A 25,217-nucleotide genomic window follows, 5' to 3' on the forward strand; every position below is an offset into this window, starting at 1 on the left:
GAACGTGCGGTTCGTTGAGCCGCTGAGTCGGTAAACTGTCGATTGATTGTGTGAGAGCCATGTGATGTGGCGTTCGTCGACGCCATGGAATCATGGGTATTGGGATGGGCTTCGCCATCGGCGCGACGGTAACGACAGGCAAACCGGTGGTCGCGATCGAAGGCGACAGCGCCTTCGGCTTCAGCGGCATGGAACTCGAAACGATCTGCCGTTACGAGTTACCGGTTTGCACGGTCGTGTTCAACAATAACGGTGTATATCGCGGCACCGACGTGAACCCGACGGGCGGCAACTCGGCCTGCGCTTCCGTTGGGATGAGCGCACGCTGACGTCGCCGGCCACGATTCACGACGAACATGAGCAGATTTCCGCGTACATCGAGGTGCATCATGCGCACTTTCTGAAGGCGTGTAGCGCTGAGTTTTTGAGTTTAGCGATTCTCGACAAGAAAAAACCCGCTATCCATCGCGCTTAAAGGGGCGCGTCGATAGTGCGCCGAATCCGACCCACGTGATGCCTTTACCGCAAGCGAACCGCCGGTGTGAGCGTGCGTCGTATGAATTAGAATTGCCCGCGCTGGCTGGCGTGTAGATTGTTGCGTGTCGCTGCGGTTTGCATGGGCATGGCCGCTATCGTCTTTTTGCAAGGGCGGCGAAGCAGATCATGAAAGCGAAATCGACAGTGATGCTGCTGGCCCTCGAATCGAAGGCTCTCTCCGACAAGCAATTGCGCGGCAAAGCATCGATAAGCCCCGCGGATGAGCCGCCGTGGAGCGGAAAAAGCCCGAAATGCTTCCTTGTCCTGATCGTATTCCCGATCGCCCTGAACGATACGGGGCTTCGAAAGAGGCCGGCCGCGCTTGCCGGCAATGCGGTTCGACAGCCGTGGAAGCCCTTTAAAGCCGGGAGTGAACAAAAGCCTGTGGAAGGGGCGGTCATCGTCGAGCGAACTCTGGCGATGTGAAGTGAGGGAATCGATTGACTCGCGCAAGCGAACCGCCCAGTCGGTTATGGGAAAAAGGTTGCCCAGAGGCCTACAAGGCCGGCAAATGCAGCAGTTCGCGCGCCTGTTCGGCGCTCGCCACTGGCCGCCCATACTCGCCGCACAACGACGCTATCCGTGCCACGAGTTGCGCATTGCTCTTCGCGAGCGTGTCCTTGTCCCAGCGGACGTTGTCTTCGAGACCTGTGCGGCAATGGCCGCCCATGGCCAGCGTCCAGTGATTCACCTCGAGTTGATGCCGTCCGATACCGGCAGCCGTCCACGTTGCATCGGGCAGTAGCGCCTTGAGTTGCTGCACCTCGAACTCCAGGATCTCGCGTCGCGCGGGCAGGGCGTTCTTCACGCCCATCACGAACTGCACGTGCACGGGCGATATCAGCAGACCGCGCCCGACCAGGTCGACGGTGCTGTACAGCATCGCCAGATCGAAGATTTCGATTTCCGGCTTGACGTTGTAGTCGAGCATCATCTTTGCCAGCGAACGTACGAAATCCGGCGGATTTTCGTAGACGGTCGTCGGAAAATTAACCGAGCCCGTTGCAAGTGACGCCATGTCCGGACGCAGATCGAGCATCGCGCCGCGCTGCTCGAGCGAACGGCCGCGGCCGCCCGTCGAAAACTGGATAATGATGTCGGGACAGTGCTTGCGGATGCCTTCCTGAAGCTTCGCGAAGCTCGACCGGTCTGAACTGGAGTTTTCTTGCTCGTCGCGCACATGCAGGTGCACGAGCGTCGCGCCGGCTTCATAAGCTTCGTGAGTACTTTCGATCTGTTCAGCAATGGTGACCGGCACAGCCGGGTTGTCCTTCTTACGCGGCACTGAACCGGTAATGGCGACGGAGATAATGCAAGGCTGATTCATGAGGGACGCTCCATACAAATCGTTGTGGCCGCCCCGCCAGGCTGGCGAACCGACCGTGACAGCGCGACCGCCAAATCGGCAGCGCGCCGTCCCGTTCAGCGGGCTAATCCAATCGTTGCGCGCTCAACTTCATTGCGCGATCTTTTGATGCAAACCGGACCCGGACGATGAATGCCGGGCACCGACATCTGCATCCAGACGTTCGATTGCTACGCGGCTTTGGCGCCGGACAGGGTCTGCTCGCGCATCCGCCTGTAGTCCTCCTTGTCGACAGGCTCCGCGCTCTGTTGGCCAAGGTCGTTCAGGTGAATCCGGTACGTTTCCCGAACGCTATATGCAGCAATCGCCGAAATAATCGTGACGCCGAACGTTATCGCGCCGATCGTGACGGGGATGTTGGTCGATCCCGGAGGCGCGACGGTTGCGAAGAGAGCCGGCAGCAGCGCAGTGATCGTGGTGCCGATGTTCTGCGAAATCGCCATTGCCGAAACCCGGGAGCGCGTGGGGAAGAGTTCGGGGTAGAAGCTCGGGAAAACCGCGTTGTAGCCCTGATAGATCACGCCCCACATGAGTATCGACATCAAGATCGCCAGCGGCACGCTATGGATGCTGATCGCGTAGAGATAACCGAACGACAGCAGCCCTGAACCGAGCGCGCCGCCGATGATCAGCGGACGTCGGCCGATCTTGTCGGACAGATTGCCGACCAGCGGAATCACGAACACGGCCACGATGTTGCCGAGCACCGGAATCCACAGGTAGACGCTTTTGTGGAAGCCGATCCCGTACGAAGGCTGAACCGCGTAGGCCGCGCCGAAAATCGTCGTGACCACCGGAATGACGTTCATCAACGCACAGCACACGACGACCAGCATCTCCTTCCAGTTAAACCTGAAGGCTTCGACAATCGGCGAGCGCGGCACGGCGCCTTCGGTCGCGAAGGCCGGCGTTTCCTTCACCTCGCGACGGATGATGTAGCCCGCCACGAGCACGATTGCGCTCAGCAGGAACGGAATGCGCCAGCCCCAGGTGTTGAACGCGTCTTCAGGCATGTAGTGGGCGAGCGGCAGGAACACGGCCGCAGCGAGAATCTGTCCGGCCTGCACGCCCTGCAACGTAAAACTCGAGTAGTAACCGCGCCGGCCGAATGGCGCGTGTTCGAGAATCATCGAGCTGGCGCCGGATATCTCGCCGGCCACCGCGAAGCCCTGAATCAGGCGCAGCGCAACCAGCAGCACCGGTGCGAGCAGGCCGACCTGGTGGTAAGTCGGAAGCAGGCCGACGGCCATTGTCGAGAAGCCCATCAGAAACATGCACACCAGCAGGACGTTCTTGCGGCCTTTCGTGTCGCCCCAGTGTCCGAGAAAGAAGGCGCCAATCGGCCGCGCAACATATCCCACGCCGTAGGTCGCCAGCGAAGCCACGATCGCGATCTTCGGGTTGCCCGAGGGGAAGAACAACTGCGGGAAAATCAGCGATGCTGCGGTCGCGTAGATAAAGAAGTCGTAGTACTCGAGCGCGGAGCCGATCCAGCCGCTCGCGGTTGCCTTCCTTGTCTGATGGGTGCCATGCGGCTCGTGTTCGGTGGGACTACCAGCCATGTCTGTCTCCAATATTGATGTTTGATCGCGGTGGGATTGCGCCTGCACGTCAGCGAAAACGCTTCGCTGGGATTGCCACGATCGAAGCGTTCCTGTGCGACCTGCGTTATGGGCGTCTTGATCAGGGCCGGCCGCACTTCATACACTGCAGTACCGTGCGCAGCAAGTCGGACCGCATAAAGCTTCGACATGATCTACACAGCCGCCTTCGACATCGCATACACGCCGCGCTCAGGCGCCGGCAGAGCGAGCAGCGATGTAAGGAAATTACACTTTCGATAGATACCGGACAACGGGGGTCACCATAATATGCGCGCTGATCGCGCAACACGCGCGATTCTCGAGCTGAAATCGGGTTTCTACGGGGCGGAATGTGCCCCGTTTGCCCGCTCAAATTTCCGCAGGATCGAGACAAGAGACTCGCAGGGATCGAGCCACTTCCTGTTGAACACGTAGCCCAGCGCGGGCGTCAGCTTGCCTTCCCGGTCAGTCTTCACCCAGTTGTACAGTGTCTGTTCAACCACAACCAGTGTCGCCGCCACTGCTGCCATGCTTTGCCCCGGCCTTGACCAGTCGTAGCGCTTCCAGCTTGAACCCGAGCGTGTACTGCGCTCGCTTCGCCTTACGTGTCATCGTTCTTCTCCTTGCTTGAGTTTACCTGGTCAGCAAGGGATCCGTTTTTCGGGGGCAAGCTCACGAGCACGCTGATCGTCAACTTGACGATTCGTGGCACCACGCATTCGGTTACCCTTGAACCTTCAACGGCGCCGCTCCGAAGCCACAAACGATGTTGGAGACGCTCGGCTATTCCGCCGGCGGTCATTTCAGCCGCTCACAGTTCGGGTGGTCCACGTAGTATCCGGCCACGGTCAATGCGGGGCGTGCAATCGAGGGCGGAAATACCCACCAGCAGCCGTCATTGTGTCGAAAGAAGAAAATCGCATGCGAACCGCTCGGGGCCAATGCCTCGACGCGCACATAGCGTCTCCTCTCGCGACCGGTACGGCCAAATTGAATTACGCGGAGCCGCGTCGTCGGAGTCGGCGCAAGCCACTTTTCCACCAGGAACCGCAAGGACTTCTCGGCGATGTTCATGTTCGCCTCCTTCCATTTCCGCCGCAGCTCACGATGATCAGCTGTCTGTTGCGGAACCCCGCGGCCTGTCGATCCGTGCTGCGTACACTGAGATAACCACGTCAGCGTCCGCTTTATTCCCGAGCCTCGAGGTGCATGGCCTATGGTGCAGACGTGGGACGCTGTTTGCGCTTTCCGACAACGTGCTCATGCCACGGCAGGGCCTCGGATAGCAGAGGTCATTGCAGCTTCGACCACGGGGACGTTCATTTCCCCCGTGTCGTCAACGTCATGCATTTCAAACCCGACTGGCTTGGCGGTTTCTGTGAAGATCAACTGGCTTGGTTGCAACAAGGTCTCGAGAACAGGATATGGAGCATGCTCTTCTCGCACATGCCCATGTGAATGATCTACGCCCCGACGGTCGGTCAAATTCCCCCCATGTGTGGTCACTTCAAAATCCCCCAGTTAACGACCGCCGGCTGAGCGGTCCTTAGCGGTGCTGCAGGACATTTGAAGCAGCATCTGCAAAGCGCGACATTCACGCTGCTTGAGCGCGGCGTGAGCCAGCACAGGATCCACGAGCTCACGGTATCGATCGCAAGACGATTCGCCGCTATCAAGCGCTGTATGAGGCGCGGCGGGAGGATGGCGCAAAATCCTCCACCGCCGCGACCACCGGCTCCGGCGATCCGGTGGTCGCGCAAACTCCTCTGCCGCAAAATCCTCCACTCCCGCGACCGCCGGCTCCAGGCGGAGTGCCGGTCAGTCCTTCAATTCCGCCCGTTCGGCCAGGGAGCCCCATCAGGAATGGATCGAACAGCAGGTGCGTTTGAAGCGCAACGCTCAGGCGATCTACCAGGACCTCGTTGACCGACATGGCTTTACAGCCAGTTACGAGAGCGTCAAACGTTTCGTCCGGCGCTGTGGCACGTCGATCCGGAACAGTTCGACCATCTCGAGTTCACCGCCGGGGAAGAGGCCCAAGTGGATTACGGCGAAGGTGCGCCGACCCGCGATCCGAAGACGGGCCGCTATCGCCGGCCACGCCTGTTCGTCATGACGTTGAGGTATTCGCGGCGCAGCTTCCGGCGAGTAACTGGAAGTCCAGCAAACAGGTCTGGGCACAGTTGCACGAAGAAGCCTTCCGGTACTTCGGTGGCAGCGTGAGCTACGTCGTCCTTGATAATTTACGGGAGGGCGTGATCACACCCGACCTGCATGAGCCAGAAATCAACCGCCTTTACGCCGCGATGCTCGAACATTACGGCGTCGTCGCCGACCCGGCCCGCGTACGCGATCCGAATCGCAAGGGTTCTGTTGAAAACGCAATCCAGCATACGCAGAACACCGCACTCACCGGCCGGCGCTTCGAGTCGCTCGAGGCCCAGAATGAATTCCTGATGCACTGGGAAGAGAACTGGGCCGCCAAACGCATCCATGGCCGTGCACGGCGACAGGTTGAAGCGATGTTCCAGGAAGAGAAGCCACACCTGAAGCCATTGCCGCCCACGGCATTGCGCTACTTTACGGAGGTCGTGCGCACAGTCTGGGACGACACCACCGTGAGCATTGATCAGAGCAACTATGCGGCGCGGCCCGCGCTCATCGGGAGTCTCGTGCGCGTACGCATCTACGACACCACGATCGAGATCCGTGATCGCCGCTCGCAAGAACTGCTGCGCATCCATCCACGCCACACTCCGCCCGGCGATGGCAGACGCACGTGCATTGGCGCGTTTGTGCGCGGAAACAGCAAACAGTTTCGAAGTGACGGGGGCGGTTCGTGATCCATCGTGCGGACGGACTGCTGCATGCACCACGGCCCGGCGCCCCGAAGACGATTGATGACGCACGGGTCGATGCGCTCATTGCGAAGACGCTTGAGTCCGTGCCTGTCGGAGCGACTCACTGGAGCACGCGCACGATGGCTCGCGAGATGAAACTGTCGCAAACGGCGGTCACGCGGATCTGGCGTGCTTTTGGCTTGCAGCCGCATCGGCAGGAAACGTTCAAGCTGTCCAGTGATCCGTTGTTCGTCGACAACGTACGCGACATCGTCGGGCTTTACCTGGACCCGCCACTGAAGGCCATGATGCTGTGCGTGGACGAGAAGAGCCAGATTCAGGCGCTCGATCGTACGCAACCCGTATTGCCGTTGTCACCCGGCATCGCTGGGCGACGCACCCACGATTACATGCGCCACGGCACAACCACCCAGTTCGCGGCGCAGGATATCGCTACTGGGAAGGTGATCGGTGAGGTACATCGGCGACATCGCAGCAGCGAATTCGTGCGCTTTCTGCGCACCATCGACACCAGTGTGCCGTCTTACCTGGATGTGCATCTGGTGATAAACAACTATGGCACGCACAAAACGCCCTCTATCAAAGCCTGGTTCGCTCGCCATCCTCGCTTCCATGTTCACTTCACACCCACCTCGGCGTCGTGGCTTAACCAGGTCGAACGATGGTTTGCCGCGCTCACTGAAAGTACCTTCGACGCGGTACACACCGGTCGACACGTCAACTCGAAGACGCGATCCGTCATTACCTGGACGTCTATAACGCGAACCCCAAACCGTTTGTCTGGAGCAAGTCGACGGATGAGATCCTGGCCAGCCTCGAACGGTTTTGTGTGCGGGTCCGGAAGGCTGCGGCAGGAGCATCATGAATATCAATACCGACGCAATTGATGAAGTTGCCCTGGCGCTTTTCTACCTGACCCTGCATGACCGATACCGTGCATGGAAGGGTTTCGACTGGGATGTTCTGAACCGACTCCATGAACGAGGCTTCATCGAAGACCCTGTCAACAAGACGAAGTCCGTGATCTTTTACGGCAGTAGGACTGCGCGAGTCCGAGCGACTCTTTAACCAGCACTTCGTCATTCCGGAAAGAACGGGGAGCAGATTCAGCGAACTTCTAACTCACGACACACCAGTTATATGATTCTTTCTAGTTATTGACTCAGAACTTACTTTTTATTTGCAATCCGGCACGGTCACGCTCTTGAGAAGTATCGTCGGATGATTCCGACCGTGCTGCGATAGCTGCGTTGATGGTCGCGTCCAGTCAGTTCCACGAGTCCCTCTGGCGCAAGAAACACATAGGCAATCAGCAGATCCTTCAGTGTTTGGGAGCGGTTCGATCGTTTATCGCTACTGCCTTCCTCGATCAATCGCTGGCGCCTTAAAATGAATTCTATTTCCGCTCTCTTTGGAATGGCCTATGCTAACTGAATAGATAGTCCTGCTGTATCCGTGAGGGAGGGCGAAATGAAGCGGTGCCCTGCTTGTGAGACGTTGATCGGAAGGGCTTCGACCGTCGTCCCACACGAAAAACTCCAGCGCTTCGGATCGGGTGTTTTTGGCTCGCCAAAAGCGCCGATAATGCGCTACGTGCTTTACCGATGCGCCTCTTGCGGCTGCTGGTTGAAGCAGAACACGTCCGATGGATTACCGGCCGGCCTTTGGTGCGCATGCGAGTCGAACGTTCCCGTACAGCAAGTCCCTGAGCCAAGGCCTCCCGATCAGGACTTGACTAGGGCGGTGTTTGCGTCAGTACAGGGGCGACCCCGGTAGGCCCGCAGTGCTATCGTTTCTTGTCAGTCATGCCTTATCTCCGTTCTCTGCAGATGCCGCCCCGCACGGTCGCCTGAGCGCTGGCAGCGGCGCGGCGGGTCCATGTGGCGTTCGCCCCCTGAGCCGCCAGCGCTTCCGAGATCTCCGTGTATTGGGTTGAAAACGACGCTTGGCAACTGTCGCATTTAACGCGCTCGATATATGAGTTGTGGCCGACCTGGTCGATAGCGATCTCGAACTCGGTCCTGCCGCAAAACGGCACGGCAGCAGCACACCCGCAGCGCCGACGGTATTCGGTTGGTGGGTGATTTCCGGTTCCATTCGATAAGTTGGGTGATGTAGCCGGGCATCAACGGTTGCTTAGGATCACGCCAGCGGTGAGGCCGAACGTCTTGACTGACTTTCCGATGGACAAAGGTTCGACCATCGTGTGACCGAATGCATGGCGCAGCGGACCCACACATCGGCCTCGGCAACGACGTTCATCTGGTGGTCGCGATTCTCTGGTCCAAACGGATCGTCTGGATTGATCAAACCTTTGACGTCCGTCAAGCGATAGGCGAACACGTTGCCCACGCTGAGGCGGCCGCTGCCTCAGCGCTTCACAATCCCGTTCACTTGCGCACGGTGGCGTCGTCGGGCGTCGCGTCGGCAGTGCGGGGATCAACGCCAAAGCATAGGTGGGGCCGCCCGTGAACTAAAGTTGCGTTCGAGGCAATAGCGGTACTTGCCGCACTCACTGACGAACGCGCTCACTTGGCCTCTCCTGAACCTTTGTTGGCCTATGTGGGCTTCCGCACACTTCCTTGCCAATTACAGGCTCCTAGGGCTCCCCCGACCACCCCTCATACCTAGAATTAGTCCACAGCGACAACCGTGTGGAGGCCGATGATGGATGCACTTCCGGGCTTTCTCGTCTTTGGCGTTTCATTAGCCGCGATTGTTGCAGTAAGAGAACGGGACCGAAAATTGTGGTGGGCCAGTGTGTTTGGCACCTTGGCGGGGGGGCCAATTGTGGTCGCGGCGCTGTCGATGGCAATGCCCGGCACTGCAAGCAGTATCGAAGCCGCCACCTTTGCATTCCTAGTGCCGGTTGTCATCCTGTCCGTCTCCGTATGGAGGCAGGGCAGTCCGCAGATCGCTGCGAAGGACGGCAGTTGATGACACGGCGTCCGAGACAATTCCACGGTGTATTCGACATGCCATGCGCTGCCAAAAAGCGCGCCAAGGCGCTTGCGCAACTTCGCGCGAATACGAACGACGGCATCTTGCCCGGCTCCTCTGCAGAAATATGCGGGCTGTTGCTGGTGCTGGATGCCGGCACATATACGTTGACCCGCCGGGCCGGGCTCCCGTAAAGGTTCACCATAAAGAGCCTCGTGATCTGGCAGGTGCAAGCGCCTGGCATCGTCAATCTGCGCCACCCGCCTTCGGGAAGGCGGGACATCAGGCCGCGTGCGCTGTCGGCATTGGAATTGCCGGTTTAACGGGCAAATTGGGAAAGGTCAGGCACCTTTTGCGGCTTTCGCAAAAGCTTCGGCAAGCTTGTCGAAATGTTTCAGCGCGGCAGGCGTGAGTTCGATTTGTTTGCGGCGTGCGTCTTCGGTGTCACTCAGTGTGAGCCAGCCTTTCTCACGCATCGACGTGATGCGTGCGTGAAGAGTCGCGGGCGAGCCAAGTTCGCTGTGGGCCATCATGTCCCGAACCGAAAGACGATCGTTTCTTTGCTCCGTGCGCGCGACGAATTCCAGGATTTTCTCTTCGAGCGGATCAAGCGCAGGAAGCGCAGGAAGCGCAGGGCCTCGGTCAGCTACAGGAATCGCAGGTAGATATCAGCAGGACGTGTCATCGCTTACGCACTGTTGAGGTAGGCTTTTGAAGGCAGGCCCTCGCGGGGCGGCATGCAGGCGCGTTATGATTCGCTCGATAATAAACATGGAAGGGCAGTTTACCGCAATGTCTAGCTTACGTTTGCATTTCTGGTCGATCTCTGGGACGCTTTTCGCGTTCCTGGTTTCGCTGTGGATCAACCAGGCGGTGTTCTCCCACACGTCTTTCGTTCGAGGCATAAACTGGATTTTCTTGCCCTCCGGCGTCCGGCTTCTCGGTACGTTGCTGGTCGGGTTTGATGGGTTCGTTGGCCTGCTGGTTGGCGGTCTGCTGATGGACTTTATCTATTGGTTTCCGCACGACCCGGTCCGCGCAATCGCGGGAGCCATTCTGGGTTCGCTCGCTCCCTATCTTGTTTATAGACTTGCACTCGAGCGCTACGACCTGAAGGCGTCGCTGACAAATCTTACGCCGAAGCGACTGCTAATACTGGCCGTTGCTTACTCGGTGGCGAACCCGTTTCTGCACCACATCTGGTTCGCGTTGCAAGGCAACACGGAGAACATTGGCGAAAGCTTCATCATGATGTTCGTGGGCGATCTGACCGGTGCGCTAATCATGCTGTATGCGATGAAGGGGATTCTGGCCTTGTTGCCAAAACAGGCGGGCGATTCCCGTATGTCGAATGGCATGTTCAGTATTCGGTTGGCGCTAAACAGCGCCTATAACAATCTGTCGGCGCGCTAAGGCTCAGTAGACGGTCGATTTGTCGGTGGCCTATGTTAGACACTCGGACGGCTGGTCGCTGGACGGCATAAGCAGTGCGAAGCGGTTAATGAAAATCGAATGGCTGGCGGAACAATGGTTCGGTCGGCGGAGAAAACCAGAACCTTCGCGTCCGGAATTGGCCGAGGGTGTGTGGAAACCGTTCTACGGCTATGCAGGGGAAGTTGCCGGACAGGCCGTGTTGCCTTTCGCCGTAAAGGAGCCGGGTGTTTTCGGCGTAATGGCGCCAGAGAAAGGCGCCTGATTCGGGGCTCGAACGGGGATCAAGAATCCTTGTTTTTACCTCCTTTCGCAAGTGCTGATTTGTTGCTCTCGGGCATCGGACGAGGGACGCGATAGCTTTCACCGTCGAGCACGACGCGGTATGCCGCATGTCGCAGGCGATCAAGCGTTGCGGCGCCGAGCATTTTGTTGGTCGCGAACGCGTCGCCCCATTCCGTAAAATCAAGATTGCTGGTCAGGACGGTCGATGTACGTTCGTACCGTTCGGCGATCAGATCGTGGAAGTCTTCGTCTTCGGGCGTGCGCATGGGCTTCAGTCCAAAGTCGTCAATGATGAGCAGCGGCACCTTGGCAAGCGCCTGGAAGCGCCGTTCGTAGGAGCCGACGGCTTGCGCGTTGCGTAGCGCGCCGAGAAGCCGGGTCTGGGTCATGAACAGGACATCGTGACCTTGCCGGGCGGCGGAGTGGCCCAGTGCCTGCGCCAGATGGCTTTTGCCCGTTCCACACGGACCGGCGATCAGCACGCTGACCTTCTCATCGATGAAGCGGCAGGTCGCCAGATCATGGACGACGGCGCGATTAAGGTTGGGCAGCCGGTCGAAGTCGAAACCTTCCAGTGTCTTCTGGCCGCGGAAGTTCGCGCGGCGCATGCGGGCGTCGAGCTTTCGATGATCGCGCCGTGCGATCTCGTCCTGGATGAGCAACGTCAGGAAATCGGTATAGGCGAGCTTACGGTCGATGGCTTCACGGTTGCGCGCTTCGAGCGTGTCGAGGATGCCGGACAGTCGCAATTGCTTAAGGGAAGACGTGAGTTCGGGAATTGGATTCATGTTCAATGGATAAGCAGAGTCTGGGTATCGCGGCAGAAGCGGCCGCCGTGGGTGTAGGTGGTCGCGCCCGATTCAACAGGTTCGGTCGACGGCCAGGTCTGGTCGAGGCCTTTCTGCAGGATCAGCTTGACGGCTTTGTAGCTTGGCGTGCCGAAGTGATTCGCGCGACGGCAGGCGGCCTCCAGGCGAGATGCGCCGAACTGCTGGGCGAAGCGCAGCACGCCCTGGACGGCGCGCAGCTTGATGAGAACCTCATCGCGGAAGAGCGCGTGAACAAGCGCGTAGCATGACGGCCCGATACGCTGCGCTTCTCTCAGGCACCATTGGGTGTCGTGCAGTTGCCAGGCCTGTGCTGCTGGCGGCATGTGATCGGCCACCGTGCTACGCGTTCCTGGCGCAGTCTGGCGGACATGCGATGCCGACAGTTCGTGCTCGTAGTAGAGCTGGACCATGTTGGCGGTTGCCTTGAGCCGCAAATCTTTACCGGCAAGCCGGAACGGCACGGAATAGTAGGCACGCTCAAATTGCACATGGGCGTCGCGATGGACCTTCACGCGCGCCCAGGTTGCCAGCTCGGGCGGCACATCGGGAAGCGGCTGCAACAGCGCCTGTTCAACGTCTTCGAAACGCTTGAGCGGCACCTCGCGCGTCGTGCCATGCGTCCGGGTGCTGGCCTCTTGCATCACCCAGGCTTGCGCTTGCCGGTTGGCGTCGTCAAGATCACGAAATTCGCGAAGAGGAAGGAAGCTCGACTTCACGTATTTGACGCCCGATTCGACGATTCCTTTTTTAGCCGGGTCCCTCGGCGGACACGGATCGATCTTGAACGAATACCCTTCGGCGCATTGCGCATAGGCCCGCTGGACTTCGGGTTCGTAGATACAGGCCTTGACGATGGCACACTTGGGGTTATCGATGATGACGCGCGCGACCACGCCGTTGAACCACTCGAAGGCATGGCGATGACACAGTAACCACGTGTCGACACTCTGGTCGCGGACAAACTCGACGTATTGATGCCGCGACCAGCACAAGGTCATCACGAAGAACCACGTCTTGTGGACCTCGCCCGTGTGCGCGTCCGTGATGGTCGGACCTGCGCCGAAATCAACCTGCGCGGCTTCTGCAGGTTTGAACTCCAGCCGCATCGGTACATCCGGCGTGAGCTCCGCCTTCAATTGCTGAAGTAGCCTGTAGACGGATGAGTAGCTTCCCTCGTAGCCGTGGTTGCGCACCAGCGCGCTGTGAATCGTCGTGCCGGGCACGCCCGCGTCGTGCCACTGCGCAATCTGCTCGCGCCACGGCTCGGCCGACGAGATACAGCTCGCAGGCAGGAACTCCCTTCGGCTGAACGCTGAAGCAAGCTGCGCGTCATCCGGCAGAGCGTTGTCCGGAGAAAGCCACCCCCGCTCGGTTGCGATCTCCCGTACGGCTGCCAGCTTCTTACGGCCCATGATCTTCGAGCGGTCGATATCCCGGTCGGAGTCACCCTGGCGCATTCGCACCAGAACCTGTCGATATTGGTACATCTCGAACTTCCTCTTCAAGCCACCCTCCGGAGCAAATGCGTGCCACGAGAGTAGCGGTTGGCGAAGTTCGAGCGCCCGACTCAGACGCCAGTGGCGCCTTTATGGCGAAAATCTACTGGCGCCTATACGCCGAAAGACTTGTGGCGCCTAAACGCCGAAAAGTCCCCGGCGCCTTTATGCCGAAAACGGTTTGGCTCCTTAACGGCGAAAGTTCACAGGCCGGCCGTAGTTGGTGGCTTTGCGACAGTCTAAGGGTTGTCAGTATCAAGAAGGCCCCGCAGGACCTCAGCTTCCAGCCATTCGCATCGCCCTCATCGTTTTCGCAACGCGGAGTATCTTCATGACTCGCTTCAGGTTGTAAGCCAACACCTGAAGGCTCATCTCGGTGCTCACTCGTGCGAGGGTTCTGGTCTGGAAGTGCGTGGCACCAAGCATGCCAGTGAGCAGCTAACGAGTGAGAGGCGTCCTCGTTGTCCGGCGGATTGCCGGGCGTCGAATGTGCGGAGCAGAGCGAGGCTGAGGGAAGCCCAGCCTCGTTGCGGTCAGCCAGTGCGTGCGAAACCGTCGGCGCAAGCGTCACCATCAGGATTGCCAGCAATCCCAGAAAGGAGCCCAGTTTCCGGCAGAAACAGCTCAGCATAAGGCCGACGATTCGATGTTGATCTGGTGAAGATCGGTGCCGCGCATTATGCCATGTGTTACTTGCAGGCCTCGACCTGTGACAACTTGCCGCGTTGCCAGAAGTCTCAAGTGGCTCAGGAATGAGACGCTTGCACAGGCCGCCTGTCTGACTCTTGAGGGTCGGGAGTACGCACTGCCGACTGGCCGTTTCCGGGAAGCCCAATTCCAATGGCCGCTTTCTGGCGATCAATTTGAAGAGCAGGCCGACGCAAGCCGACCCCAAGCGATCAATTGGTCAGACGCGGTTCTCCGGCCGCGTTCGCAGATATAGCGGCCATCCATCTTAGCGGCAGTGGGACCAGAAAAACCATGCGTCTGCATCACTGATTTTGTATCCTCCCTATCGGGAAAAGGGAGTCCTCGCGGAGGCAGCCGGGCAGATTTCAGTCAAAAGGTCGATGACTCCATGAATGGCTTCCAGGCCCGCCGAATAATAGATGAAGGTTCCTCTCCGGTTGCCAGATACAAGGTTCGCGCGCGACATGTCCTTTAGGTGAAAAGACAGGCTGGACGGAACAATTCCTAACTGCGCAGAAATCTCTCCCGCGGGCAACCCACTAGGCGCTGCAGCGAGCAGCCGAAAGATAGCCAATCGCGAACGGTGTGCTATCACGCTCAAAGCAAGCAATCTGACGTCTTCGTCCATTTCTTTAGCTCAGCCGTTGTCGAGGGTCGTTTGCTCGCGCAGACGCGCGCGACGACAACGTGGGGACCGCCTGCGAATGCATTTGCGCCCCCACGCGCTCCGGGACCGACGCGCACGTCTGCGAGTGAATTAAGCGTGGCAGCGTGTCAGCGAGAACGCTCGTCGGTTTCTTCAGGCTATCCACCCACCATCGACCGTCAAACTCTCGCCGGTCGTGTAGCCTGCTTCGGGGCTCGCAAGATAAGCTACAGCCGCGGCTATTTCCGCCGGTTTGCCGAAACGCCCCACGCTTGCGAGCTTTGTCATCGTTGCGTGGTCTTCTGTGCCGGGCTGCGGAGCCAATTCTGTATCGATCGGGCCGGGCTGGACGGCATTCACGGTTACGCCATATTTGCCAAGTTCGCGCGATAGCCCGCGAGTGAAGCCTCTGAGGGCGAACTTCGACGCGATGTAGAGCGTCACACCAGGCAGTGGCGCGGCTTCGCCAAAGGCCGAGCCCACGTTGATAATTCGTCCCCAGCCGGCGGCCACCATTCGCGCTGCCGCGTCTTTTGCCAGTTCGATCGGCGCACGAACATTCAAGTTGAAGTGTGTATCGTATGACGTCTCCGAAGAGTCAAGAAAGGGTCCGTACTCCATAGTGCCAGCATTGTTGACAAGAATGTCGAGCCGCCCCTCGAAGCGGCCACCGAACGCGCCGTTCAGCGCCTCAATGAGACTCTTGACGCCTTCGGGTTGGGACAAGTTGGCGCCGACAGCTTCAGCCTCGCCGCCGGCATCGCGGATCTCCTTGACAACTGTGTCGGCCCGCGCAGAATTCGACGCATAGTGAACGATCACCGATGCGCCGTCCTGCGCAAGACGTGCCGCAATAGCCGCACCGATTCCACGCGAAGCGCCCGTAACAAGAGCAAGTTTGCCTTTCAGAACCTGGGTCATGTTTTTCCTCAACAGATAGGATTCATAGCACTCCTCCGGGCTAAAGAGCCGGGAGCGACTGCCACATCGGAGCCAATGTTTCGTGCATTGGTTGATGCGTATCCTCCGCTCAGGTGGCGTCGCCCGGTAGTCGCGGCTGAGGAATAGCTCCTATTCCTACTGCGAAGAGGCAGCCCGGGGCACCGGCGCCCTGGTAGGCAGCGGCTAGCTGGTAAGGTCCTCGCCGGAGCGCCCATTGAGAATGTGCTCGACAAACATAACGAAGGCACGCGCCTTCATGGTCGCCATGCGGCCGGACGGAAATACTGCCCACAGGTCAATCGGCGGCAACATCCAGTCAGTCAGGACGGCCCGAACCGCGCCGTTCGAAAGTTCAGGAGCAAACATCCATTCCGAAGCGACAGCAAGCCCCATGTGAGCAAGGACCGCCGCGCGCATGCCTTCAGCTGCATTCACGCTTATTCGGCCGGATAAAGTTACGTTTGAGTCGGTACCGTCACTCCGACTGAACAGCCACGATTCACCGCCCCCTCGCACTGAGTAAACGACCGCCTGATGACGGCTAAGGTCGCCAGGCGTTTGCGGAAACCCTGCCTCCGCGAAATATGAGGGTGTCCCGACGACGACCCGCCGCCCGGTCGAGATGCGACGCGCCGTCATGTTCGAATCGTCAAGCGCACCCATACGTAACGCGACATCAACACCCTCTTCGAGCAAATCGACCGACCGATCGTCAAGTACGATATCGATGCTCAGATTGGGATGTTGATCCAGGAAAGATTTTAATGCTGGCAAGACGTGTAACCGCGCGAAGGTGACGGCTGCGCCAATGCGCAGTCGTCCGGACAAGCCATCCGACGAATCACGTACTGCCTGTTCTGCCCGCTCCGCCTCATCAATGGCCCTGAGTGCGTGATCGTAGAACCGTTGACCGGCATCGGTCGGCGACAGGCCACGTGTCGATCTCAATAGCAAACGGGCCCCCAGACGTTCCTCCAACTGTGCGACTGTCTTTGAGACGGCCGGTTGGCCCAGCTTTAACCGGCGTGCCGCGGCGGAAAATGAACCCGCATCGACAACAGTTATGAAAGTCTCCATCGCCACCATGCGGTCCATGTGCAGCTTCCTGACAGGTTGTCAGCGAAAGTGCGCAGTGTAGCGAAACGACGAGCGTCTTCGGACAAAGCACGCGTTATCGGGCGCCGGCGGCCCGTATCGCAATCAGATGCGGCGGACCACTTGTCGTTTCCTGACCGCCGACTGCTTTCGAACGGAACGCGGCCCCTTGACAGCCAGCTCTCAAAGGCTCGCGGACGTCACCTTCTGGCCGATTGGGTCAGTTCGCCAACGGCCGCTTACCGGCACTCTAGTTCGCAACACCTGAATTTGGCTGACTGACCGGTTCAGAGAAAGCTATTTGGCCGGAGTGGGTCGCCTGCGGCCAATCGCGCGACGCTAGCGCAATGCCCGATGGCTCCTCCAATTCCTTGATGTTCGCCTCCCGTAAAGCCTCACCCTGAAGGTCCATGTCGATGAGAAAATGCAACTAACTGTCCGGCACCTCTGCATCTTTGATAACCGCAACCTCGTCTCCAGCGAGGGAGGCAGAATTTACCCCACCGGTTATCCAGGCGGACTGGATCTGCGGCATGCGCCTGGCCTCTTCTGTAAAATTGAAGACAGGCAACAGGGAAGTTAAAGTTTGCAGCTGGATGCCGGGGGTAGAAATCATGGACGTTATCGACCTGATGCCGGATGTCGCGGCGGACCGACATGAAATCTCGTTTCGCCTGACCGGGCCTTGCAGCGAGATCACCTGTGCGATTACGCGGGAGGCACTCGAAGCGCAATTCTGGCTGCCCGGAGACGCCGACCCGGTCCGCATGCTCAAGGCATTTGCGGACGGACGCCGCCGCATTATCGCGGTCGCCGAAAGAAAAGTCCGCCTGCGTCCGGGTCAACCCGTCAGGCTTACCGCAGACGATTTCCAGATCAGGCGGTAGGTGGTGGTGGGTTATGGCTGCCATCGGTTACCCGTCATCACCAGTCAATACGGTGTTTCTCGTCGGTCTCGCGGTGTCGACGATCATCGTCGACATGAAGATACTGGCTGGTGGTCGTCAGTGACGCGTGTCCGAGGTTATCGCGCACGAGGCGCAGATCGACCTGCTGGTCCGCCATGTGGGACCCGGCGCTATGACGCAGCCAGTGTGCCGATGCCTGCTCGAGGCGCTCCGCGCGCGGCGCATGATCTTCACCACGCGCACGCAGGGATTGCGCCGCACCGCTGAAAACATCCTTCACGATCCGGTGTAACGCCGCGCGCGTGAGCGGTTTGCGCGACTGGCCAACCGGCAGCACGAGCGGCGTGTCCTCGCCCGGCGAGGGCAGCGCTGGCAGTCCGCGTGCCCGCCGGTAGGTGCCAAGCTCCATCATCATTTCCGCGGTGGCGGGTACCAGCCGCTCCTTGCCGCCTTTGCCCATCAGGTCGAGCCACCAGCGATCCGTGCCGGCTTCGTCACTGCGCCGGAAAAACTGTCCCATCGTGTTCGTGCCGACCTCCGTGATGCGCAGCCCCCCCAGATAGAGCAGCGTAAAGAGCCAGCGCACGCGTGCGTGGTGTTCGCGCTCGCGAGCGGTCTGCACGGGCATGCCCTGAATGTACGTCTTGACCTCGAGCCACAGCTCGGGCGACAGATAGCGGGTGATACGCGGCTTCGCACGGCGCGCGCGCTGACGCGACAGCGACAGCGGATTGCCGGCCAGATAGCCGGCCTGCACGAGCCACGCAAACATGACGTTGAGGATCACCATCGCCTGGCGCTGGCTGGTGGCGGACAGCGGACCATAGAACGGTCGCCAGCGCGGATCGCCGCGCGGGTGCTTGCGCCCGCCACTGGCTGTCCAGCGCTCGCGCGGTTGTGGGTCGGCGAGGAAGTGCTGGTAGACCAGCAGGTCTTCGTGGGTCAGTGATGAAAGCGGTTTGCCCATCTGGAGTACGGACCACAGCAGCAGCCGTTCAGCTTCCTTGCGGTAGTTGTCAAACGTGGTTTTCGTGTCGGCAAAGCGCGCGAGCCACGCGCGAAGCGCGTCGAGATCGGTGTCAGCGGCGACCTGCATGCGTCCGTTGGCGCGGTTCGTGCCGTGACGGCCATCGAGGTCAGAGGACAGTTCCAGCGCATCGAGCGGGCGCGGGGCGGGCAGGGCGGTGGTCATGATCGGGAGGAGGGCGGTGCGGGTTGCGGGTCTGGACGTAATGATATGCGCAATAGCCCCCAGAAAATCAACATTACAGGATTAATGTCAAAATATTGGCCCCTCGCAATTAGGAATACACCGGTTTACGTAATAATATTAAGCAAAATCCTTCAACCAAAATCCGATGAGCGACGTCCTGTCCCCCGATGCGGCGCTGGCCGCCGACATCGAGCGCCTGAAGGCGGAATTCCCCAAAACGCGCGAGCTGTATCGTGAGGTCTGCGCGCTGCTGTTCTTCCGCCATGGCATCACGCCGACCGCGAACCGGCTGTACCAGCTCGTGAAGCGGGGCAGCATGGGCACACCAACCGCCGTGCTGGGCGAGTTCTGGACGGAACTGCGCGAGAAAAGCCGGGTGCGTATCGAGCACCCGGACCTGCCTGCCGATCTCGGTGCGGCCGCCGGTGAACTGGTCGCGACCCTCTGGACGCGCGCCACTGCGGCGGCTGACACCGCGCTCGACGCGCTCCGTGGCGAAGTCGAGGCACAGCGTACCGAATCGCAGCAGCTGGTGATTGCCGTCCGCGACGAACTGGGTCGCGTCGAGACTGCACTCGAACAGCGCACCGCAGCGCTCCTTGCCGCGCAGGTCGAGGTGCGGGAGCTGGACAGGGCGCACGCCGAAGGGCATGCGCAGCGACAGGCGCTCGAGGCAGAACTGGCGCGCATGAGGGCGGCGCTGGCTGCGCGCGAACGCGAACTGGTGGAGGCGAGGGAAGGGTTTTCGCGCGATCTGGAAAAGCAGCGCGAAGCGGCTGAACGCGCGGAAGACCGGCTCCGTGCGTCCGAGAAGCGCGCCCTGCTGGAGATTGACCGCGAGCGGAATACCGCAACGAAGCTGCAGATGGAGCTGGACGACGCCACCCGTCGCGCGGACCGGAAGGAGGCCGACCATCACCGTGCGATTGAAGCCGTGCAGGCGCAACTGGGCGACGCGCGTCATCAGGCGGGCGTGCTGCAGGGGCGGCTGGATGCCGTTCAGGCGGAAAATGTGCGGCTGCAGGCGGAGATGATGACGCTGCGGGAGGCGGAAACGCGTGCGCGGGAAGCCAGGCAGTCGGGTGTCCCTGCTGCCGTCCGGAAGACATCACGTTCTACCCGTTCGTCCCGCGCCATGCCGACCGCCAAACCAGCAACGCGTCGAAAAAAGGCGGTATAAACGCAAAGGTACTTGCCACCAGGGAAATGGACTGCATGGCTGATCTCTACCTGCTCGCCGGACTGACGCTTCCACAGGGCGTTGCTCACGAATCCCTGCCCGGGATCGTGACGCGCTTCATGTCGGATTGCTGGCACGGCATGAGTCGCACGCAGATGATCGCCCGCGCGAAACATCGGGGGCTACGCCTGTCGTTCCGCGCAACCGCACGGTGTCGGTCCGGCGACACCGGCGTATTCGAATTGCGCCTTAACGATGGGACAGTTGAATGCCTGATGCTGGCACGGCTGCAGCGGGTCGGGCCCAGGCGCGGTAAGCGCCGGCAGACCGGCCGCAATGATGTTTCCCGGCCCCCGCCACGCGATCCCCGGCAGACCCGGTTGTTCTGACGCGACCGTGCCGGTTGCCGCGCAGCGCGCGCCTCGCTATGCTCGCAGGCTTCAACGGATCAGGAGTTAGCAGTGCGGCGCGTGACGGTCAGGAAATCATCGGTGCATGGGCGAGGGGTGTTCGCGCTATGCGCGATTTCCGCTGGCCAGCGGATCCTCGAATATCGCGGCGAGGTGACCTCGTGGCGACGGGCCTCGGCCCGGTTCCGACGCTCCGGCATACCCGGGCATACGTTCATTTTCGGGCTGGCCGACGGGCGGGTGATTGACGGCAGCATCGGCGGTAACAGCGCGCGCTGGCTGAACCACTCCTGCCAGCCGAACTGCGAGGCGGTCGAGGACGAGCGCGGGCGGGTTTTTATCGAGACGCTCAGGGACGTGATGCCGGGCGACGAGCTTTGTATCGCCTATGGACTCACTATCTATGAGGCGATTACCCCTGAGATTCTGGCCGACTACTCCTGCCGCTGTGGAGCGAAGCGGTGTAGCGGTTCGATGCTGGCCCCGGCGAGCGCCTATTAAAGCGCGCCCCTCACGGGCGCATCCGGCATTTCCTTCGAAATGGTTCGCCGCAGGAAGATCCGTCAAGCTGAGCGCCGTCCCGTCCCGTCCCGTCGCACGCAGCCGCCATACGTTATCTGCGCAAGGCCGGCGCGCCTTGCCAGCACCCCCGTCGACGGAGTAGGATTAAATCCTATCAGCCTGGAGAGCGCCATGCGTACCACACAGCAGTTCAGCATTACCCTGCCCAACGAGATGGCCGAGCTCATCCGCACCAAGGTCGCCAGCGGCGAATATGCTTCTGAAAGCGAGGTAATCCGCGACGGGCTACGTACCCTCGCGGCCCGCGACAGGGCCATCGAAGCCTGGCTGCGCGACGAAGTGGTGCCTGCGGCCGAAGCGTTGCGCGCGGAGCCCGCGCGCGCGCTCACGCCCGAGCAGGTGCGCGCTCACCTGGCGAAGAAGCGCTCGGGCGCTGCATGACCTACCGGGTGCAGTTTGCCCCGGAAGCGCGGGACCAGCTTGAGGACATAGAACGGTTCATCATTGAAGCGGGTTCGCCCGTCACAGCGGCTCGTTACGTGGACGCCATCGTGAATTTCTGCCTGCGCCTGCAGACGTTCCCTGAACGCGGCGTCCCGCGCGATGATCTGTTACCTGGCCTACGCGTGACCCACTACCGGCAGCGCGTGGTCATTGCTTACCTTCTGGATCCCGAGGTGGTGTCAATCGTTGGCGTGTTCTACGGCGGGCAGGCTTGGGAACCAGCTTTCGCAGACCCGACGGAACACGACTGATGACGCGTCCGCAACCCTGGCCTCTGACGCGAGCGGCCGGCGCGCAATCGTCGGGTCAGTCGATGAGCGCGACAGGAAATTGAGAAGCGCGGTCAAATGGATTAATCTCGTCAGCCTGACCAGCAAACTGTTCTGAATCCGACGGATGCAGCTCGACATTTTCAACGACAGCCGCGACGTGATGCTGCGCAATGATGTCCTGTTAGCGTTGCAGCGGTACGATGCCGCGGGCGCGCGGCGCGCGCTGCAGGCCCTTGCGAACGAGTATCCGGACGATGTCGCCCAGGTGTATTTCGGGTCGATGGTCAGTGCTCTTGAGGGTCGATCCACGGTACCGTTTGACCGTCACGAAGCCGCCCTGCAGGCTCGCCAGGCGCTATCTCACGGGGTGCAGCCCGCAGTCGCGCATGTGTTCCCGAGGCAGAGCGGGGCGATCTGGCTCGCACCGCTCTGGGCAGAACTGGCCGGACGCGCCGCTGCGCTGCCTTTCCGTGCGGACCACGCGGATGCGCACGCGGCGCCGCTCTTCCTGCTTGCTGCGCGGTGGGCCGAGGCCTCCGATGCGATATCGCGCATCGCGTCCTGGCGACGGATTCCAGCGCCGCTTTGCTGGATGACGGAGGCACGTTACCGGCTCGATGGCCTGGACGCGGCCTGGCCATTGCTAGTGGAACTTGCGTGGCTTTCTCCATCCCGGTTTGACCAGCTTTTGAGCCGGCTTGGCGACGCGTGCGTCAATACGTTGCGGCGCAACTTCGATACGTCGTTCGACGGCGCCGGCGACATTGACAATCTCGCATGGTTTCCGGCGTGGGTACTCACGGAAAAGGCCGGCCTCGCGCCGCTGTTCAAACAGGCAGAGCCTTCGCGGCGCAATGCGCCCGAGCGGGCGGCGAAGGTGATGCTCCAGTTACTCAGTCTGGAGCGGCAGGGCCGGCATCACGAACTGCTGGAAACCCGGCGCGAACTGCAGGCGCTCAACACGGCGCTGTACGCCGCCTATATGAAGACGCGCTGAGCGGGCACCCCGGAGCATGACACGCACAACCTCTCACAAATGGTGTTTCGCCACGCGGTTCCGGCGTGGCGCCTTCGGCTGGAAATCCGCGTTGCCGATCCAGCGTCTGAAAGAAGCGCTGGCAGAGATCCGGCAGATCGCCCGTGCCGATCCTGTTCTCGCGGCGGACGGTGCGGTCGCTTTGCTCGAAAAGCTTTCGCCGGCGCTTGAACACGTAGACAGCTCGTCGGGGGCTATCGGTACTGCCGTGAATCGCACAATCGATGCTCTTGTGCCGGTCATCGCCGGGGTGGACGTGCCCGCTCCGGTCCGGATGCGCTGGCTGGAACGCCTGTTTGATGCGCTCCAGGATGACCCGATGCCGTATATCGAACGGCTGGGCGATCGCTGGGGTGACCTGTGTACGTCGCCCGCCATCGCGTCTTTATGGGCAGACAGGTTGTTGCCGATTACAGCGCGCGTGATGGGCGCTGAAGGACTGGGGGAGCATTTCGCGGGCGCCACCGCCTGCCTGAGTGCGCTCAATGCCGCCCGGCGCCATGAGGAACTACTCGCTCTCGTGAATGGCGCGCGCCTGAACTGGTGGGGGTATCGCCAGTACGGGGTGGATGCACTGATCGCATTAAATCGTTCGGCTGAAGCATTGCGTTACGCGGAAGCGTCGAGGAGGCTGAATGCGCCCACTGCCGCCATCGCCCGCAAATGCGAAGCGATCCTTCTGTCGTCGGGCATGATGGACGAGGCCTATCGGCGTTACGCAATCGAAGCCAATCAGGCCACCACGCATCTCGCGACATTCCGTGCCATCGCAAAAAAATATCCGGACAGGAGTTCCGACAGCATTCTCCGCGACCTGGTCGCGAGCAGGTCATTCGGGAGCGACCCCGAGAGGCACGGGTGCGGACGCCACGTGCATTCGCGGGCCATTGCGCCGATCGGCGCTGCTAATAGCCGGGCGGGTACAATGCTTCCGATTGCGAGGTCAGATGAAGAAGAAGGATCGGAGTCGTCTGATCCTTCTCGCCCATTTGTTCCGTTTCGGCCATGTCGCACTCGCGTAGGTATCCAAGGCAACCGGGGCGTGTTGCCGCCATCGTAGGGTAGGACACGTACTATGCGAAGGGCGCCTGGAGTATGGCTCGTTTTCGCCGCCCCGGTGCTTTTGCTCGCCGGCTGTGCGGCCGGTGGCAGTCCGTATGCCGGGCCGCACCTAAGTCCAACAGAGTGCCGCGACCTGGCGGCGTTCAGGACCAATGCGCCCCCTACGACGGCGCAATTCCATAGCGGGGATACGCCGGGTTATGAACGGGCATCGCAAAGGCGTCTGCGGATAGAAGCAAAGTCCATCTAAAATCCTTATGACTGGCGCGCGCGTATCGCACGGCCGTATGGTAGTGGAGACATGACGGTCATGCCATGCACAATCTCCCCGTTGCGGGACCGCAAGGCAAAACTGGCTGCTATGGAATTCGAAGATCGCTGGTTGGTTTCCGTTGGTGCCGCGATTCAGCCTTATCGATCCGGCGCTCGAGCCCCCAGGCGGTTATGTAGGCACAGCGATCAAGGGAACGTCGCAGCATTCGGCCACGACTATCGCGGAGATAGCCGTATGGCGCCGTCCAGGCGTATCACTTCACCGTTGAGCATGTCATTTTCAATGATGTGCCTGACCAGCCTTGCGTAGTCATCCGGCGTTCCGAGCCGGGGAGGGAAGGGTACTCCCGCCGCCAGCGAATCCTGCACCTGCTGCGGCATTCCGAAAATCATCGGTGTGCCGAAAATGCCAGGAGCGATCGTCATGTTGCGGATGCCGACACTGGCAAGGTCGCGAGCAATTGGCAAGGTCATGCCGACGACTCCTCCTTTGGACGCGCTGTACGCAGCCTGTCCTATTTGCCCCTCGTAAGCCGCGACGGAAGCTGTGGAGACGAGCACTCCGCGCTCGCCTGTAACTTCTGGAGCGTTGGCACTCATGGCGGCGGCGGCCAGACGGATCATATTGAACGTTCCGATCAGGTTGATGCTGATCGTACGCGTGAACATGGCGAGGTCATGCACGCCTGATTTGCCCACCGTCTTCTGGGCCGGGGCAATCCCTGCGCAGTTGATCAGACCCGCCACTCGGCCCAGCCTCACGCCTGCGTCCACGGCAGCCTTCGCGTCCTCTTCGAGACTTACGTCGCAGCGCGAAAAGACTCCGTTAATTTCTGCGGCGACCGCGTGTCCTCGTTCTTCCTGCAGGTCTGCGATAACAACGCGGGCGCCATGAGCCGCCAGCATCCGCGCCGTGCCTTCCCCCAGGCCTGAGGCGGCGCCAGTTACGATAAATACGTTTCCTTCGATTTTCATCGATCCTCCAGTACGCGCGGCGACAGGCCGCGCTGATTTTCCGATGGGCTAAACATGCGGCCCCTACACGGTGCGATGGGCGCGTCTACGCAACACATTGCGGCTAAGCCATTTGGTACACGAATGCCAGCGAAAGCCACGGCCGCGCAGAGTAGGCGTG

At 60.5% G+C, this 25,217-nt stretch carries 24 protein-coding genes and 7 pseudogenes; 17 read left to right on the forward strand and 14 right to left on the reverse strand.

The window, feature by feature from the left end:
• Nucleotides 1-86: 86 nt before the first annotated feature.
• Nucleotides 87-311, forward strand: a pseudogene (locus OH764_RS33550) (thiamine pyrophosphate-dependent enzyme); the annotation flags it as partial.
• 352 nt (nucleotides 312-663) lie between these two features.
• Entirely contained in the window at nucleotides 664-963 is a 300-nt protein-coding gene (locus tag OH764_RS33555; RefSeq protein ID WP_498851760.1) for a hypothetical protein, read from the forward strand.
• 70 nt (nucleotides 964-1,033) lie between these two features.
• Here OH764_RS33555 and OH764_RS33560 read toward each other — a convergent pair whose 3' ends face one another.
• The 4 genes and pseudogenes from OH764_RS33560 to OH764_RS33575 form a co-directional block, all read right to left on the reverse strand.
• A complete protein-coding gene (locus OH764_RS33560; RefSeq protein ID WP_498851694.1) occupies nucleotides 1,034-1,864 on the reverse strand; it encodes a beta-keto acid cleavage family enzyme in 831 nt (276 codons plus the stop codon).
• A gap of 209 nt (nucleotides 1,865-2,073) precedes the next feature.
• Nucleotides 2,074-3,465, reverse strand: a complete 1,392-nt coding sequence (locus OH764_RS33565; RefSeq protein ID WP_498851695.1) for an MFS transporter — start codon at nucleotides 3,463-3,465, stop codon at nucleotides 2,074-2,076.
• A 461-nt stretch (nucleotides 3,466-3,926) separates the two neighbouring features.
• Nucleotides 3,927-4,098, reverse strand: a pseudogene (locus OH764_RS33570) (transposase); the annotation flags it as partial.
• Between the two features lie 186 nt (nucleotides 4,099-4,284).
• Nucleotides 4,285-4,560, reverse strand: coding sequence for a hypothetical protein (locus OH764_RS33575; protein ID WP_498851696.1), 276 nt, complete (start codon nucleotides 4,558-4,560; stop codon nucleotides 4,285-4,287).
• Nucleotides 4,561-4,755: 195 nt separating this feature from the next.
• On the opposite strand from OH764_RS33575, the pseudogene OH764_RS33580 reads away from it, so the two are divergent.
• The 4 pseudogenes from OH764_RS33580 to OH764_RS33595 form a co-directional block, all read left to right on the forward strand.
• A pseudogene (locus tag OH764_RS33580) lies at nucleotides 4,756-4,941 on the forward strand (metallophosphoesterase); the annotation flags it as partial.
• 144 nt (nucleotides 4,942-5,085) lie between these two features.
• A pseudogene (gene istA / locus OH764_RS33585) lies at nucleotides 5,086-6,251 on the forward strand (IS21 family transposase); the annotation flags it as partial.
• A 62-nt stretch (nucleotides 6,252-6,313) separates the two neighbouring features.
• Nucleotides 6,314-7,212, forward strand: a pseudogene (locus OH764_RS33590) (IS630 family transposase); the annotation flags it as partial.
• A pseudogene (locus OH764_RS33595) lies at nucleotides 7,209-7,491 on the forward strand (DUF6429 family protein). The pseudogenes OH764_RS33590 and OH764_RS33595, both read left to right, overlap by 4 nt.
• 998 nt (nucleotides 7,492-8,489) lie before the next feature.
• Here the strand turns inward: OH764_RS33595 and OH764_RS33600 are convergent.
• A complete protein-coding gene (locus OH764_RS33600) occupies nucleotides 8,490-8,699 on the reverse strand; it encodes a hypothetical protein (protein ID WP_498851697.1) in 210 nt (69 codons plus the stop codon).
• Nucleotides 8,700-9,011: 312 nt separating this feature from the next.
• Between OH764_RS33600 and OH764_RS33605 the strand changes: the two genes are divergently transcribed.
• Nucleotides 9,012-9,284 carry a hypothetical protein gene (locus OH764_RS33605; protein WP_498851698.1) on the forward strand — a complete coding sequence of 91 codons (273 nt, stop codon included), beginning with the start codon at nucleotides 9,012-9,014 and terminating at the stop codon, nucleotides 9,282-9,284.
• A gap of 344 nt (nucleotides 9,285-9,628) precedes the next feature.
• Here OH764_RS33605 and OH764_RS33610 read toward each other — a convergent pair whose 3' ends face one another.
• A complete protein-coding gene (locus OH764_RS33610; RefSeq protein ID WP_498851699.1) occupies nucleotides 9,629-9,820 on the reverse strand; it encodes a winged helix DNA-binding protein in 192 nt (63 codons plus the stop codon).
• A gap of 259 nt (nucleotides 9,821-10,079) precedes the next feature.
• Here OH764_RS33610 and OH764_RS33615 point away from each other — a divergent pair, with 259 nt between their 5' ends.
• Nucleotides 10,080-10,700: a hypothetical protein gene (locus OH764_RS33615; RefSeq protein ID WP_498851748.1), complete on the forward strand. Its 621-nt coding sequence runs from the start codon at nucleotides 10,080-10,082 to the stop codon at nucleotides 10,698-10,700.
• Between the two features lie 88 nt (nucleotides 10,701-10,788).
• Nucleotides 10,789-10,983 (forward strand): hypothetical protein, encoded by a 195-nt coding sequence (locus tag OH764_RS33620; protein WP_498851700.1) that lies wholly within the window; start codon nucleotides 10,789-10,791, stop codon nucleotides 10,981-10,983.
• Between the two features lie 19 nt (nucleotides 10,984-11,002).
• Here OH764_RS33620 and istB read toward each other — a convergent pair whose 3' ends face one another.
• From istB to OH764_RS33650, 6 genes and pseudogenes are all read right to left on the reverse strand, one after another.
• Nucleotides 11,003-11,791, reverse strand: coding sequence for an ATP-binding protein (gene istB / locus OH764_RS33625; protein ID WP_498851372.1), 789 nt, complete (start codon nucleotides 11,789-11,791; stop codon nucleotides 11,003-11,005).
• A gap of 2 nt (nucleotides 11,792-11,793) precedes the next feature.
• Nucleotides 11,794-13,320, reverse strand: a complete 1,527-nt coding sequence (istA, locus tag OH764_RS33630; protein ID WP_498851371.1) for an IS21 family transposase — start codon at nucleotides 13,318-13,320, stop codon at nucleotides 11,794-11,796.
• 481 nt (nucleotides 13,321-13,801) lie between these two features.
• Nucleotides 13,802-13,960: pseudogene (locus OH764_RS33635) on the reverse strand (DUF2946 family protein); the annotation flags it as partial.
• A 381-nt stretch (nucleotides 13,961-14,341) separates the two neighbouring features.
• Entirely contained in the window at nucleotides 14,342-14,647 is a 306-nt protein-coding gene (locus tag OH764_RS33640) for an ArsR/SmtB family transcription factor (RefSeq protein WP_498851701.1), read from the reverse strand.
• Nucleotides 14,648-14,818: 171 nt separating this feature from the next.
• Nucleotides 14,819-15,586, reverse strand: coding sequence for an SDR family NAD(P)-dependent oxidoreductase (locus tag OH764_RS33645; protein ID WP_498851702.1), 768 nt, complete (start codon nucleotides 15,584-15,586; stop codon nucleotides 14,819-14,821).
• Between the two features lie 204 nt (nucleotides 15,587-15,790).
• Entirely contained in the window at nucleotides 15,791-16,702 is a 912-nt protein-coding gene (locus tag OH764_RS33650; RefSeq protein WP_498851703.1) for a LysR family transcriptional regulator, read from the reverse strand.
• A gap of 533 nt (nucleotides 16,703-17,235) precedes the next feature.
• Here OH764_RS33650 and OH764_RS33655 point away from each other — a divergent pair.
• Nucleotides 17,236-17,589, forward strand: a complete 354-nt coding sequence (locus tag OH764_RS33655) for a DUF1488 family protein (RefSeq protein ID WP_498851704.1) — start codon at nucleotides 17,236-17,238, stop codon at nucleotides 17,587-17,589.
• 37 nt (nucleotides 17,590-17,626) lie between these two features.
• Here the strand turns inward: OH764_RS33655 and OH764_RS33660 are convergent, their stop codons facing one another.
• Nucleotides 17,627-18,802, reverse strand: a complete 1,176-nt coding sequence (locus OH764_RS33660) for a tyrosine-type recombinase/integrase (protein ID WP_498851705.1) — start codon at nucleotides 18,800-18,802, stop codon at nucleotides 17,627-17,629.
• Between the two features lie 166 nt (nucleotides 18,803-18,968).
• Between OH764_RS33660 and OH764_RS33665 the strand changes: the two genes are divergently transcribed.
• From OH764_RS33665 to OH764_RS33695, 7 genes are all read left to right on the forward strand, one after another.
• On the forward strand, nucleotides 18,969-20,003 hold the full coding sequence (locus tag OH764_RS33665; protein WP_498851706.1) for a DNA-binding protein: 1,035 nt from the start codon (nucleotides 18,969-18,971) through the stop codon (nucleotides 20,001-20,003).
• Between the two features lie 35 nt (nucleotides 20,004-20,038).
• Nucleotides 20,039-20,392: a hypothetical protein gene (locus OH764_RS33670; protein WP_498851707.1), complete on the forward strand. Its 354-nt coding sequence runs from the start codon at nucleotides 20,039-20,041 to the stop codon at nucleotides 20,390-20,392.
• A gap of 72 nt (nucleotides 20,393-20,464) precedes the next feature.
• The gene (locus OH764_RS33675; protein WP_498851708.1) at nucleotides 20,465-20,914 is read left to right on the forward strand and encodes an SET domain-containing protein; all 450 of its coding nucleotides are present in this window, start codon (nucleotides 20,465-20,467) and stop codon (nucleotides 20,912-20,914) included.
• A gap of 192 nt (nucleotides 20,915-21,106) precedes the next feature.
• Nucleotides 21,107-21,376 carry a type II toxin-antitoxin system ParD family antitoxin gene (locus tag OH764_RS33680; protein WP_088176933.1) on the forward strand — a complete coding sequence of 90 codons (270 nt, stop codon included), beginning with the start codon at nucleotides 21,107-21,109 and terminating at the stop codon, nucleotides 21,374-21,376.
• Nucleotides 21,373-21,690, forward strand: coding sequence for a type II toxin-antitoxin system RelE/ParE family toxin (locus tag OH764_RS33685; RefSeq protein ID WP_498851709.1), 318 nt, complete (start codon nucleotides 21,373-21,375; stop codon nucleotides 21,688-21,690). The genes OH764_RS33680 and OH764_RS33685 overlap by 4 nt, the downstream gene beginning before the upstream one ends.
• A gap of 145 nt (nucleotides 21,691-21,835) precedes the next feature.
• Complete coding sequence (locus OH764_RS33690) at nucleotides 21,836-22,708, forward strand: hypothetical protein (RefSeq protein WP_498851710.1); 873 nt, start codon at nucleotides 21,836-21,838, stop codon at nucleotides 22,706-22,708.
• A 16-nt stretch (nucleotides 22,709-22,724) separates the two neighbouring features.
• Nucleotides 22,725-23,807 carry a hypothetical protein gene (locus OH764_RS33695; protein ID WP_498851711.1) on the forward strand — a complete coding sequence of 361 codons (1,083 nt, stop codon included), beginning with the start codon at nucleotides 22,725-22,727 and terminating at the stop codon, nucleotides 23,805-23,807.
• 491 nt (nucleotides 23,808-24,298) lie between these two features.
• Here the strand turns inward: OH764_RS33695 and OH764_RS33700 are convergent, their stop codons facing one another.
• On the reverse strand, nucleotides 24,299-25,057 hold the full coding sequence (locus tag OH764_RS33700) for a 3-hydroxyacyl-CoA dehydrogenase (RefSeq protein ID WP_498851712.1): 759 nt from the start codon (nucleotides 25,055-25,057) through the stop codon (nucleotides 24,299-24,301).
• Nucleotides 25,058-25,217 lie beyond the last annotated feature (160 nt).

Source organism: Burkholderia sp. M6-3 (assembly GCF_050858985.1).
GTDB classification, from domain to species: Bacteria; Pseudomonadota; Gammaproteobacteria; order Burkholderiales; family Burkholderiaceae; genus Paraburkholderia; species Paraburkholderia caledonica.